Annotated in this window: 10 protein-coding genes and 3 pseudogenes; 10 read left to right on the forward strand and 3 right to left on the reverse strand. The window is 37.1% G+C overall.

Annotation, left to right across the window (positions count from 1 at the left end):
• Positions 1 to 205 precede the first annotated feature (205 nt).
• Complete coding sequence (locus IQ237_RS24985) at positions 206 to 460, reverse strand: UPF0175 family protein (protein ID WP_194059954.1); 255 nt, start codon at positions 458 to 460, stop codon at positions 206 to 208.
• Between the two features lie 440 nt (positions 461 to 900).
• Here IQ237_RS24985 and IQ237_RS24990 point away from each other — a divergent pair, with 440 nt between their 5' ends.
• From IQ237_RS24990 to IQ237_RS25005, 4 genes are all read left to right on the forward strand, one after another.
• Positions 901 to 1,125 (forward strand): type II toxin-antitoxin system HicB family antitoxin, encoded by a 225-nt coding sequence (locus tag IQ237_RS24990; protein ID WP_194059955.1) that lies wholly within the window; start codon positions 901 to 903, stop codon positions 1,123 to 1,125.
• 11 nt (positions 1,126 to 1,136) lie between these two features.
• Positions 1,137 to 1,349, forward strand: a complete 213-nt coding sequence (locus IQ237_RS24995; RefSeq protein ID WP_194059956.1) for a type II toxin-antitoxin system HicA family toxin — start codon at positions 1,137 to 1,139, stop codon at positions 1,347 to 1,349.
• Positions 1,350 to 1,540: 191 nt separating this feature from the next.
• Positions 1,541 to 1,801, forward strand: coding sequence for a hypothetical protein (locus tag IQ237_RS25000; RefSeq protein ID WP_194059957.1), 261 nt, complete (start codon positions 1,541 to 1,543; stop codon positions 1,799 to 1,801).
• On the forward strand, positions 1,794 to 2,222 hold the full coding sequence (locus IQ237_RS25005) for a retroviral-like aspartic protease (protein ID WP_194059958.1): 429 nt from the start codon (positions 1,794 to 1,796) through the stop codon (positions 2,220 to 2,222). Before IQ237_RS25000 ends, IQ237_RS25005 begins: the two co-directional genes overlap by 8 nt.
• An 89-nt stretch (positions 2,223 to 2,311) precedes the next feature.
• Here the strand turns inward: IQ237_RS25005 and IQ237_RS25010 are convergent, their stop codons facing one another.
• Positions 2,312 to 3,733 carry an integrase gene (locus IQ237_RS25010; protein WP_194059959.1) on the reverse strand — a complete coding sequence of 474 codons (1,422 nt, stop codon included), beginning with the start codon at positions 3,731 to 3,733 and terminating at the stop codon, positions 2,312 to 2,314.
• Positions 3,734 to 3,843: 110 nt separating this feature from the next.
• Between IQ237_RS25010 and nifH the strand changes: the two are divergent.
• The 5 genes and pseudogenes from nifH to IQ237_RS25035 form a co-directional block, all read left to right on the forward strand.
• Positions 3,844 to 4,305: pseudogene (gene nifH / locus IQ237_RS25015) on the forward strand (nitrogenase reductase); the annotation flags it as partial.
• A 136-nt stretch (positions 4,306 to 4,441) separates the two neighbouring features.
• A pseudogene (locus IQ237_RS25020) lies at positions 4,442 to 5,353 on the forward strand (nitrogenase component 1); the annotation flags it as partial.
• 113 nt (positions 5,354 to 5,466) lie between these two features.
• On the forward strand, positions 5,467 to 6,870 hold the full coding sequence (locus IQ237_RS25025) for a site-specific integrase (RefSeq protein WP_194059961.1): 1,404 nt from the start codon (positions 5,467 to 5,469) through the stop codon (positions 6,868 to 6,870).
• A 515-nt stretch (positions 6,871 to 7,385) separates the two neighbouring features.
• Entirely contained in the window at positions 7,386 to 7,997 is a 612-nt protein-coding gene (locus IQ237_RS25030) for a Uma2 family endonuclease (RefSeq protein WP_194059962.1), read from the forward strand.
• Positions 7,998 to 8,298: 301 nt separating this feature from the next.
• Positions 8,299 to 8,769: pseudogene (locus IQ237_RS25035) on the forward strand (nitrogenase component 1); the annotation flags it as partial.
• 432 nt (positions 8,770 to 9,201) lie between these two features.
• On the opposite strand, the gene IQ237_RS25040 reads toward IQ237_RS25035, so the two are convergent.
• The gene (locus IQ237_RS25040; RefSeq protein WP_194059963.1) at positions 9,202 to 10,551 is read right to left on the reverse strand and encodes an NB-ARC domain-containing protein; all 1,350 of its coding nucleotides are present in this window, start codon (positions 10,549 to 10,551) and stop codon (positions 9,202 to 9,204) included.
• Between the two features lie 367 nt (positions 10,552 to 10,918).
• On the opposite strand from IQ237_RS25040, the gene IQ237_RS25045 reads away from it, so the two are divergent.
• On the forward strand, positions 10,919 to 13,450 hold the full coding sequence (locus tag IQ237_RS25045; RefSeq protein WP_194059964.1) for an Ig-like domain-containing protein: 2,532 nt from the start codon (positions 10,919 to 10,921) through the stop codon (positions 13,448 to 13,450).
• Positions 13,451 to 13,542 lie beyond the last annotated feature (92 nt).

The raw sequence follows: 13,542 nt of genomic DNA on the forward strand, positions 1-13,542 counted from the left end.
CCCTAATAACCGTTGTGATTCTTCAGGATTGTTATGAATGTACTCAACTATGTTGCTCATAATCTCAGGGTAGGTACACGATTTTATCCTGTTATACCATAATTTGATTCTTTTTCGGATATGTCTATTACAAAGTTCTGTCAGTAGATGAACCTGATTAATTTTAGTTAATACAATTAATGGTGAACTATTCACCACCCATTTTCTATTCACGCGCTAACTCCTCAGCTAATTCTTCAGGAGTAACCTGAAAAGGTGAAACATGATAACGGTGAAGTGCTTCTAAAAATTGATGACGACTAACACCAGCAATTTCAGACGCTTTAGATTGGGAAATCATCCCAACTTCATACCATTTTACAGCAGCAGCTAAACGCATTTCTTGAACAAAATTTTCTGGGTTACTGCGAAGGGCAGAAAAAACATCATTGGGAAGTTCAACATTGATGTTTATAGTCATAGCGTTAAATTTATTGAACATTTTTATGATGTTAACATAAACTCAGTCAATTTGATTTAAAATAGCAATATTGTTTCAAATTTTGAGAAACTCAAAGTTCAAGGTAAGTGATTTAATGTTATAATTGCTAAAGAGTATCTATTTCTGATCATTATTAATTAAAACATCAGCAAGGAGAAAAAGATGCAAATTGCAGTTAAACCAGATCAAGAAAAATACATTCTTGAAAAAATAAAATAAGGTAAGTATAAAAATGTTGATGAGTTATTATCTGTAGCTTTTCAACTTTTAGAACAACATGATGAAAAAGAAAAGCAACTTAGTGAATTAAGACGAAAAATTGCTGAAGGAACAGAACAACTTCGTCAAGGGGAAGTAATTGAAGGTGAATTAGTTTTTCAACAACTACAAAGAAAATTAAATCCTGTGGAGTTAATATAATGCAGAACTCAATATCTAATCACTTCACTATTGAAATTGAACAAGAAGAAGATGGACGTTGGATAGCAGAAATTTTAGAAATTCCAGGCGTTTTAGCTTATGGTTCGACTCAACAACAAGCAATATCTAATGTACAAGCATTAGTTTTGCGAGTAATTGCTGATAAACTGGAACATGGCGAAATGAACTTAGGTTTAACAAGTCTCACCTTTATTGCTGCATAGAGGATGAGAATATGAGTCAATGGTCATCTACAAAAGCCAAAAAAGTGTTAGCAGCACTAGAGAAAATTGGATGGAGTGTTAAAAGACAAACCGGATCGCATAAAATCTTAGAGCGAGAAGGTTGGGAAGATTATGTATTTGCATTTCGAGATAGTGATGAAATTGGGGCGAAAATGCTTTCTCGTATTGCTAAAAAAACCGGGTTACAACCAGAAGATTTATGAAACAATTTCCTTGCAAGCGATACCTGCGGTAAGCTACGCTAACGCTTTTCCGGTGTGTGGTTTGTGGGGGTGCGATCGCTTCCATTAAAAACTGTATAATGTCTGAATCAGGATGTCCAGGATTTCAGGATTTACAGGACAAAAACAGGAACTTTATCACCAATTACCAATTCCCAATCCATATTTAGAATATGCCATTAAATGAATTACTACCTCAAGTTAGTCAACTATCCCATCAAGATAAACTGCGTCTTATCCATTTTCTACTATTAGCAGTAGCAAAAGAAGAAGGATGTAATTTAGAATCTCCAGATTATCAATCACAAGAAAAATTATTACTAGAGCAACTAGCATCTACTGAAGCAATTGTTTGGTCTCCTTATGATGCTCACGAAGCTGCCCAAACATTATCTGATATGCTAACAGCAGCAAAGGAAAAAGGCAATGCTTGAAGGTAAAAGATTTCCCTTTATTGAGCGAAGTAATACTCCTGGTATTTCCAGTGTAATGCCTTATTTAACATTAACTTTGACTTACAAAAACAATTCTGTTGAAGTTATGGCTTTGCTAGATACAGGTGCAAGCGTTAATGTATTACCCTACGAAATAGGTCTACAATTAGGAGCAGTTTGGGAAGATCAAAAAGTTCCAATTCAATTGAGCGGTAATTTAGGTCGTTTCCAAGCGCGAGGATTGATTTTATCAGCTACCATTGCGGAATTTTCCCCTGTTTTGCTGGCATTTGCTTGGACAGAATCTAGAGATGCACCTGTAATATTAGGACATACAAATTTTTTTGCAGAGTTTGATGTGTGTTTTTATCGTGCAGATTTAGCTTTCAAGGTGCGGCCTAGAAAAAATAATAATCAATAATCAAATAAAGCGATACCTGCGGTGAGCTACGCTAACGCATTTCTGGTGTTTGGTTGTAAGAGTGATCGCCCTACGAATTACACCACAAATTACAAACTCATTAAACTTTGATTTGCCATTTGCAATCTCAATCTTTCATTCTCAATTCTTAACCTCTCATTTTCCTGTTCTAACGTCATTACCATCTCTTGCAATTCTTCCACCTTGGATTTTTTCTTAATTGCTTCCTCAATAGCAACCTTCCGATTTTCCAAACTAAACCACTTTTGATAAATCGAAGTGTGCATATTCACAGAATGACCCAAATTATCAGCAGCAGCTTTAATAGGAATCCCCATTAAATGCGCTCGAATTGCCCAAGCGTGACGTAAATCATAAGGTTGAAAATTCACACCTACAAATCTAAACCATCTATCTGTACCATGTCGCGCTGCATTAATTTCTTTACTCGTAATTTTATCTTGAATTTTTGCCTTTAATAATTCAATTGCTTCTAAATCAGTTTTTAAATTAAACTCCTCTACCCAACGAGGATATAATGGTAAAGCTTCCCTTTCTCCGGTTTTACATTCTTCATTTACTCGCCATGTATTCATGATATTATCGGCAGATAACCACCAATCTAAATCCGGTTTTACAAATATTTCAATAGGTCTTAAACCATAGGTTGCTAACATTCCATAAACCCATCTCCACAATTTCCAATTATTTCTATCTTCCCTAGTTATCAATTTACTAGGACGGTTAATGGCGTAATTTTCAAACTTAAAATATTCTCTTTCTATTTCTGTATCTGTTGGTATATCACGTTTACGTTTTGTACTGGGTTTAATTTTTAAATTGCTTAATTCAGGAATTTCTAAGCCAGAACATTTACACAAAACCCGAATTACCTTAATCAATTCATTTTTCACACTATCCGAAGATTGGCAATTTTGCACAGCTTCAATAAAATTAGCATTTATCGCTAATTTATCCTTGGGTAAATGCTTTTGGGCAATATAAAAATAACTACTAAAAGTATTTTCACTTTTTAAAGTACGTTTCCGAGTTTGAAAATAATTTTTCTCGAAATCTGCAACTAAATCACCAATGGTTTTTAAACTAGCTTTAATCCGAGTTTTTCCTAAATATTTATCAGTCCATTGAAACTGTTTTCTAGCAATTAACTTTCCTAACTCATAAGCTTCTTCCTCAGCAGTATTCAACCCATCAAAATTAAAAGGAATACCCAAAGAAATATCATATTGTTTTGTACCGCTACCGTTTTTATCAAAATCTCCTGGTTTAATAGGTAAAGTGCATCTCAACTGTAAAGAATTGCCAGATTTGCGGATATAAACACCAACATTTGCCGCCTTTAATCTACCATTAATTGCTTTTAATTCTGTAGTTAATTTTGCTGTTAGATGATTTTCTTGTTCATTTACTGCTTGCATTCTGCCTAAATATCCCCCATCGGTAATAGCTGTTTGGTGAAAATCGGCAAATGCTTCCTGTGTTCTGTCCATACCCTAGATTTACCCTAATAAAAAAACCGTTCACTCCAGACAATGATTACCGCAAACACTGTCTAAAATGAACATTTTACAGCTATTTTTATAAGATAAATAATCTTTTTCGTGAAGGTAAAGCACAAGAAATCTACATCGTTACCTCTGGTGAAATGATGGCGATGTACGCTGCAAACAACATCGCTCGTGGTATTTTGAAATATGCACACTCCGGTGGTGTACGTTTAGGTGGTTTGATCTGTAACAGCCGTAAAACTGACCGGGAACACGAACTCATCGAAACCTTGGCTAAACGTTTGAACACCCAAATGATTCACTTCGTACCTCGTGACAACATCGTTCAACACGCAGAATTGCGTCGTATGACCGTTAACGAGTATGCTCCCGACAGCAACCAAGCTAACGAATACCGTGCATTAGCTAAGAAGATCATCGAAAACAAGAACCTCACCATTCCTACCCCAATAGAAATGGATGAATTAGAAGCTCTGTTGATCGAATACGGTATTCTTGACGATGATTCTAAGCACGCTGAAATCATCGGTAAGCCAGCTTCTGCAACCAAGTAGTATTCAGTAATTGAGGAATAGGAAAAAGGAACACTCTACATCACTTCCTTTTTACCTTCCTTTCCTACCCAAGCTTGGGGATTAACTTCCCCATCCCTACCTAAACAATATCTAAAAGAGCTAACAGAGGCCAGACATGACTCCTCCAGACAACAAGAAGATTGTTGAAGAAAGAAAAGAACTGATTAAAGACGTTCTTAAAGCTTATCCCGAAAAGGCTGCTAAGAAGCGCGAAAAGCACCTCAATGTACACGAAGAAGGTAAATCTGATTGTGGTGTTAAGTCTAACATCAAATCCTTACCTGGTGTAATGACCGCTCGTGGTTGTGCTTATGCAGGTTCTAAGGGTGTGGTTTGGGGTCCTATTAAGGACATGATCCACATCAGCCACGGTCCTGTAGGTTGCGGTTACTGGTCTTGGTCTGGTCGTCGTAACTACTACTTAGGTACAACTGGTGTTGATACCTTCGGTACTATGCACTTCACTTCTGACTTCCAAGAACGCGACATCGTGTTCGGTGGAGACAAGAAGTTATTGAAACTGATCGAAGAATTAGAAGAATTATTCCCCTTAAACCGTGGTGTTTCCGTTCAATCTGAATGTCCTATCGGTCTAATCGGGGATGACATCGAAGCGGTTTCTAAGACAGCTGCTAAAAAACTCGGTAAACCCGTTATTCCTGTACGTTGCGAAGGTTTCCGTGGTGTGTCTCAGTCCTTGGGTCACCACATCGCTAACGACCAAATCCGTGACTGGGTATTCCCCAGAGCAGACAAAGCTAAGAAAGACGGTACTCTCAAGTTTGAAGGTACTCCTTACGACGTAGCAATCATCGGTGACTATAACATCGGTGGTGATGCTTGGGCAAGCCGTATCTTATTAGAAGAAATTGGTTTGCGTGTTGTTGCTCAGTGGTCTGGTGACGGTACTATCAATGAGATGTTGTTGACTCCCAATGTGAAGATCAACCTCATCCACTGCTATCGTTCTATGAACTATATCAGCCGTCACATGGAAGAAGCTTATGGTATTCCCTGTACAAAGTATGAGTTAATGGTGTCGTAAAGTACGATTTAGTCCACGTCTAACTTTGCTCGATTTGAACACTGTTTAAGATGAACGGAAAATCGTTAAAATTTTAAGCCAAATTTAAGACACCGATGGGAATCTCTGATCAGGGCATTTTTGACGGCTTTGAGCCTCCTGCTTCTACCGATGGCAGTTACTTAGGAACTAAAAAGCAGATGGCCGCAACGAAACAACATTTAGATAGGAAATTTCAGAAAGCTCTAGCTGATGCCAAGGCACGGCTGAAGGCAGGTAAGGTCAAGGTTGGTTTGGTAGTGGCAAAGGATTCTATTCAACTGCAAGCTTCTTTACCAATTAAGTCAGGGGATAGCGATCGCAATGGGACCGGCTACAAGCAGTACAAAATTTCTTTAGGCATCCCTGCCAATTTGGATGGGGTCAAGACGGCTGAGGAGGAGGCACAGGAGTTAGGCAAGCTGATCGCCCGTAAGCAGTTTGAATGGAATGATAAATATTTGGGTAAGATTGCTAGGGTTAAAGATACTGTTCTAACTGTTAGTGAAGTTCTAAAAGATTTTGAAATTGAATATTTTAAATCTCGTAAGTTAACAGAAAAAAGTAAACATACTTTTTCTTACTATCTCGATTACCTCAAACGCTACGTAGGTACAGAAACTTTATTAACTCAAGATTCGATAGATTCAGTGATTGCAGATTTACATAATGACCACGCCAAACAGAGTGCAATTAAAACTTTAAAAGTTCTCAGGTCTACTTTAAATTTAACTACTTTCACTCTGGATAATATCAAGATTAAAAAACCACAAACTCAGGTTAGGGATATTCCCAGTGATGAGGATGTGGTTAAGTTTTACCAGAATTTTTATAACTATTCAGTTTCTAGAAAAGGAACTATTAAAAGAAGCTGTTTAGAAAGTTGGAAGATGTGGCAGTGGGTGTATGGGATGCTTGCTACCTATGGATTACGACCACGGGAGGTATTTGTAAATCCTGATATTGATTGGTGGTTAAGTTCTGAAAATGTTGATAATACTTGGAAAGTTGCACCGGAAACTAAAACAGGATATAGGGAAGCTTTACCCCTACATCCTGACTGGGTTGAGTTGTTTGATTTAAAGAATCCTGAGTTTTTGGAACTGTTAAAAAATCAAGTTGATGGTAAAACCCGTTTTACTGATATCAACACCATTAGGGTTAATTGTTCCTCTTGGTTTAGGAGGGTAAGTATTCCTTTTACACCTTATGATTTACGCCATGCTTGGGCAATTAGGGCGCATATTATGGGTGTACCAATTAAGGCTGCTGCTGATAATTTGGGTCATTCGGTGGAGATTCACACTGAGGTTTATCAAAAGTGGTTTAGTTTGGAAAATCGGAAGAAAGTTATTAGGTTGGCTGTTGATAAGAAGGATGATGTTGAGGCATTGAAGGAAGACAATGCCCGGTTAAGAGCAGAGGTTGAATTGTTGAAACAGGCATTAGCACGGAAGCAAGTATCTGAGGTGTTGTTATGAACAACAAAATTATGACACACCACTTGGATGTCAATACTTTTCAGTTAAGCCTAAAACAAGGAAATAACGTATCATAAACCAGGATTTAATGATTTAATTAAACTGTCGGTTTAACCGACCATACTTTTGCTATATCTGCGTTCATTTGAGTAACGCATATATATTTTAAGGTTGTTTGTCCTTAATGCCCAAGATGATAAAACTATTAGACATCTCCGGTAATTAAATGTGCGGTTTCCAGAACCCTTGTAGAGACGTTGCATGCAACGTCTCTACATTCATTTTCGGAGAGGTCTATTGAGCAACAAGTTATCGAACTGCTTGACGAATCAAACACAAGTGTCTGGGAAAAAGTAGATAAATAGAAAATATTGATTTTTCGATTTATGTAACATCCGAGATCATTGTGTAATAGAAATCCCACTATTGCAGGGATTTAAAATATATATTTTTCAGGAACTATGGTGGGCATTGCCCACCCTAAAATAGTAGCTATCACGATCAAGAGGTGAAACATGGTTCAAGTCTTACCAAAACCAGTAACCTTTGAGCAATTCGCAGAATGGTATCCAGACACAGGGGTACGCTATGAACTACATAACGGGGTAATTGTTGAGATGAATCAGCCGTCAGGGGACCATGAGATGGTAATTGCTCTACTCAGTCGTAAATTGACGGTAGAAGTAGATAAAAAAAATCTTCCTTACGTAATTCCTAAAAGTGCCTTTGTCAAACCACCAACAACCGAATCTGCTTATTGTCCTGACATCGTACTTTTGAATCCCCTCAATCTGGTAAACGAACCCCTGTGGCAGAAACATTCAACACTGACTCAATCAGCATCAATTCCATTAGTAGCTGAAGTTGTTAGCACTAACTGGCAGACAGATTATGCAAACAAGGCAAATGATTATGAAGTGATGGGAATTCCTGAATATTGGATTTTGGATTATTTAGGATTGGGTGGCAGAAGATTTATTGGCAGTCCTAAGCAGCCAACCTTGTCTATTTATTCATTGATTGATGGGGAATATCAGGTTTCTCAGTTTAGAGGTGATGAGGTGATAATTTCCCCAACATTCCCAGAGTTGCGGTTAACGGCTGGGGAAGTTTTGCTAATTCAGTGACAGGTGTTTACAAAAAAAGGCGATCGCTATTTAATTTCACAAATTTGCGATCGCCTTTTCAAGATGCCTTTAAATCCTTCTTCAAAAAAGCTTTTTTGTATCGGAAGTAATTGGATATTTGTAAACTGCTATTGCTAAACGACAAAGAAAGCAGATTAAGCTACGACACGAATTAGCAAACCGTTGATAAAATAGACATCCAGGGTAGATTCAAGAAGACATTTAAGCCAAAATTAAGACACGCTAAAACCTAATAGCCGGAAATCTTGCCCCGTAATGGTTTCATGAACCAGTAAATTATCTTCCCTGGATGGAATATAACTTCTTCGGTCCTACCAAGATTGCTGAATCTTTAAGAGCGATCGCTGCTAAATTTGATTCTAAGATCCAAGAAAACGCTGAGAAAGTTATTGCTAAATATCAGCCTTCTATGGATGCGATCGTTGCTAAGTACCGTCCTCGTTTGGAAGGTAAGACTGTTGCAATGATGGTTGGTGGTTTACGTCCCCGTCACGTTGTACCCGCTTTCCAAGATTTGGGTATGAAGTTGGTAGGTACTGGTTATGAGTTCGCTCATAACGACGACTATAAACGTACTACCCACTACATTGATAACGGTACTATCGTTTATGACGACGTAACCGCTTTTGAATTTGAAGAGTTTGTTAAAGCTCTTAAGCCAGACTTAATCGCTTCTGGTGTGAAAGAGAAGTATGTATTCCAAAAGATGGGTCTTCCTTTCCGTCAAATGCACTCTTGGGATTACTCCGAACTTGATGATGTTTGTTGAAAGGTGCGGTAATTTCCGGTTTTTTAGTTGGGGAATTTTGAGATTTTAATTTTTAGACTAAATTGATTTTATTATGTTCTATCATAACATTGTTTATGGATAACTGCAAGTGGTGAAAGGATGATTTTTCCAGGTTTGATTAAGTTATTAATTTTTGAATTTTCGTGATTTGGTTAAATTTGATAATTTTTTGTGGGTTGGTTTTTTAGCCTAAATAGTAGAGTGCGTCAATTGTCTTGAGATAGTAGCAAATTAATAAATCTGTAGGGTTACCACTTGCTCTAAGAGGTTGTTTGAAAAGTATTAGATGAAACCGATAATCTCTAGAAACCTAACCCACCTTCCCCCCTTCCCTACAAGGGAATGAGGGTTTCAAAGCCTCTCCCCACGTCGGGGAGAGGTTTGGAGAGGGGTTTATTTATGGTAGAATTTCCTAATCACAGATGAAATATGTAAACTCACTTCTTCATTTATCTGTTGGATAGAGACAAGGAAACGCCTTTTTAGGGATTGAATACTACTAACTATTGGTTCATAAACTTGATAATTATTTTCCAGTTCACTTAATAAAATTACGCCATTTTGACTAGCTATAAAATGCAGTAATTCTACTTCTGATGGTAGTAAAATATCTAAACTTTGTTCTAAAAAAGCCGTTAGTTCAATATCTATAAAAGGTTGTTCTAGCTGCAAAAATTTATTGGTGTCACCTGCAAATAATTCCTGAATAAGATAACCAATAATTTGTAAATATTGGGGGTTTCTCTCATAAATATTCAGCAATTTTTGATAATTTTCTTCATTTTTCAAGCCAAATTTTTTAAGAATGTTTAGACCATCATCACCTAATCCTAATAATTCTAAGGTGAAAACATGACTATGATCAGTTTGTGGTTTAGATAATTCACGAATTTCCTCACTACTATTGACAATTAGACAACTTCGATGTTTGGTTGTTGATAATAATTTAAAGAGATTCCCGTATTCTTCATACCCTTGTTGATATTTACCTGATACTTGATGCTTTGAGAAAATACAGTTAACATCGTCAATTATAATCAGATAACAGTGTTTTTCTAGGGCTTTTTTAAATTGTGAAAGTTGATGAGATGAGTTATTTGGAATCACCTGATCATTAGAGTAAATTGTCTCTGTAATTAGTTGTGTTAAACTAGGTAAAGATTTTAAACTTTTATAAATAACGAACTCAAAGTTTTCTTTGATATTATCAACTAATTTTAAAGCTAAAGCAGTTTTTCCAATACCTTTAATACCCAGTAAGTTGATTAAATTACATTTTTCTTGCAGGATTTTTTGTTGTAGTAATGATAATTCTACTTTGCGTCCATAAAAATCACTTACTTCAGGTGCATCTTTTAAATCTATATGAAAAGTTATCTGTTCTTGTTTATGGATAATTTCATCATTTTCTGGTGATGGTGCAGATTCTTTAAATAGATTACCACTATTGATTTGTATTCCTTTGAAAATATTAGTTGAAGAGAAACTACATCTACCTAAAGTTGAATTGATATTAAATTTATTAACTTTTTTTCCAACTGCTTGAGATAAGGATTTCCACAGTTTACTGGCGCTATCCTTGATGTATTTTTCGCTGCGGTGCTGTTCTTTGGCGATATCTGCGTAAGTTCTACCCTGTAGTGTCCCCTCCAGGATAGCTCTTTGTAAATCATTGAGATGCCGTCCTTGATGTTCAAAGACTTGGTTATCTGCAATTTCAATTATCTGTTCAATATTTAACACTACGCCCCCCATTCAAGTCAAAACTTTTTGATATCTTATCATGCCTTTAATACGTCTTCTAGTGAAACTACACAGACAAGACCCATCTTCGCGGGTTTAGTACAGGATATAAATTTTTGACTAATGGGGTTGGTGAGGGTTTTTACTGATGACAGGATATTACTTTTAGAGACTTTTTACCGCTTTTACATACCTTTGAGGTCTTGACATCCTCTTTTGGGCGTATTAAATTTAGTATGTTTTAAAACCATTGTACTTTATTGTGAGTCGGGTAGTAAATTTCATATTTATCTACATTTACTCCCAATAACAATTTACTCTTAATAAGAACATAGCACAGTATTACAAACTATAAAGTCGTATATTTATGAACATCCTACTTAACTCCGCTCTTCCTATAATATACAATCAATTGATTAATTTTGCCAATAAAAACAAATTCTGGCAGGTTTTTGATACTGCTTTTGGTACACAATATAACCGCAGCCTTGCGGAAATTATGCGGTTACAGTGGGAAACTGGGGATTTTAGTCAACTTCCCCAAATAGAAGTTCTTGATAGTAGTATTCTTGGCGGTGCTAATGGCGCTTATGCTAGTAGTATAAATAAGATTTATTTATCAAATACCTTTGTTGCTGCTGCTTCTTTAGCAGCTATTAGTGGGGTTTTGTTGGAGGAAATTGGGCATTTTGTAGACGCTAAAATTAACCAGACGGATAGCGCTGGAGATGAAGGGGCGATTTTTGCGGCTTTGGTACAGGGTCAAGGTCTGGATGTGGAGACTTTACGAGTATTAAAGGCAGAGGATGATCATAGTATAATTACTTTAAATGGGCAAAGCATACCAGTAGAGCAGCAAAATTTTACGGGAACTGACGGAAATGATACGATTACAGGAAGTTCTGAGGATGACACTATTAATCCCTTACGAGGACAGGACACAGTTGATGGGGGAGCAGGGAATGACCTGTTAATATTAGATTACTCCAGTAATGACTACTATAGTGGGATTAATAGCTCAATTTCCAGTAATGGGAATGGTGGTTTTAATGGTAATTACCAAACTGGCTGGTATTTTTATGACCAAGTAAGTTTCAGTAATATAGAACGCTTCCAAATTACGGGAACAACTGTTGGTGATAGTATAGTTACAGGTGATGGTAATGATACTATTAATAGTGGTGCGGGAGATGATACCATTTATGCGGGTACAGGAATCAATATAATTGATGGGGGTGATGGAATTGACACCCTTACAGATGCTGACTTCAGTTCAGCAACCACAGCTATCACTATTAACGATAGTAATAATCCGACCATTACCGTTCCAGATGGTACGAGTGTTACTAACATTGAAAAGTTTATTAATGTCAGCACAGGTAGTGGTAACGACCTGATTAGTTTTACTCAACGTCTCAATAACACTGTTAGTACAGGTGATGGAGATGATACAATTAATGCGGGGTTAGGACAGGACACAGTTGATGGGGGAGCAGGGAATGACCTGTTAATATTAGATTACTCCAGTAATGACTACTATAGTGGGATTAATAGCTCAATTTCCAGTAATGGGAATGGTGGTTTTAATGGTAATTACCAAACTGGCTGGTATTTTTATGACCAAGTAAGTTTCAGTAATATAGAACGCTTCCAAATTACGGGAACAACTGTTGGTGATAGTATAGTTACAGGTGGTGGTAATGATACTATTAATGGTGGTGCGGGGAACGATACCATTAATGCGGGTGATGGTAATGATACTATTAATGGTGTTAATGAAGCAAGTCTTACTCCTGGATTAGGGGAAATAGATATCCTTGCAGGTGGAGCAGGAAGCGATATCTTTATCTTAGGAAATGCTACCAAGGCTTACTATGAAGATGGTAATACCTTGAATAATGGTAGTAACGACTATGCCGATATTACTGACTTCAACATTGGAGATATTATTCAACTTCAAGGAACAAGTAGTAATTACCTTTTGGCTGTTGTCGGTGCAGATACTCAAATATTAATCAACAAGCCAAATACCGAACCTGATGAACTTATTGGTATAGTCCGAAATCAAACAGGCTTGAGTCTAACTGGCAGTAACTTTGCTTATGTAGCTTTACCCACCATTACCCTAGCAGTATCACCAAGCAGTGTACAAGAAGATGGTACAACAAACTTAGTTTACACCTTCACCAGAACTGGAAGTACAGCTAACGCCCTCACCGTCAATTATGGTATTACAGGTACAGCAGGTAGCAGTGATTATACAGGTGCAACACCAGGAACAGGAAAAACCATCACCTTTACAGCAGGAAGTAGTACAAGAACCCTGACTATTGACCCCACAGCAGACACCACAGTTGAAAACAATGAGACTGTAATTTTAACCCTAGCAGCGGGTAGTGGTTACACTGTGGGAACAACCTCTGGTGTTACGGGAACTATTACTAATGATGATATACAAGACACAACACCTCCACTAGCTACCAGTTTAACCCCCACAGATAATGCTACAGGTGTGGCTGTAAATGCCAATTTAGTGGTGAACTTTAATGAAGCCATTCAAAAAGGTACAGGCAACATTTTTATCAAAAAGGTATCAGATAATTCCACAGTAGAAACCATTGCAGTGACTAATAGCAATGTCACCATTAGTGGTACTCAACTAACCATTAATCCCACTAATGATCTAGCATCAGGAACAGGTTATTATGTACAAATTGCTAACACCGCCATTCGGGACTTAGCTAGTAACAACTATGCTGGTTTTCCCAACTCAACAACAACATGGAGATTCACAACTAACAAAGCTCCAACGGGCTTAAATTTTCCCAATAACGTAGTTAAGGAAAATGTTAACCCAGGTACATTAAGTAAGTCGGCGGGGAAATTTATAACTATGTAACGGAAATTTAACAATTAGTATTATTGTTAAATTTAATACGTTCTGTACTATGTTTTCTGGTTTCTCCCCTAGCATTCACCCCATTGATAACG

Origin of the sequence: Sphaerospermopsis sp. LEGE 08334 (assembly GCF_015207205.1) — a bacterium.
In the GTDB taxonomy this organism is placed as follows: Bacteria; Cyanobacteriota; Cyanobacteriia; order Cyanobacteriales; family Nostocaceae; genus Sphaerospermopsis.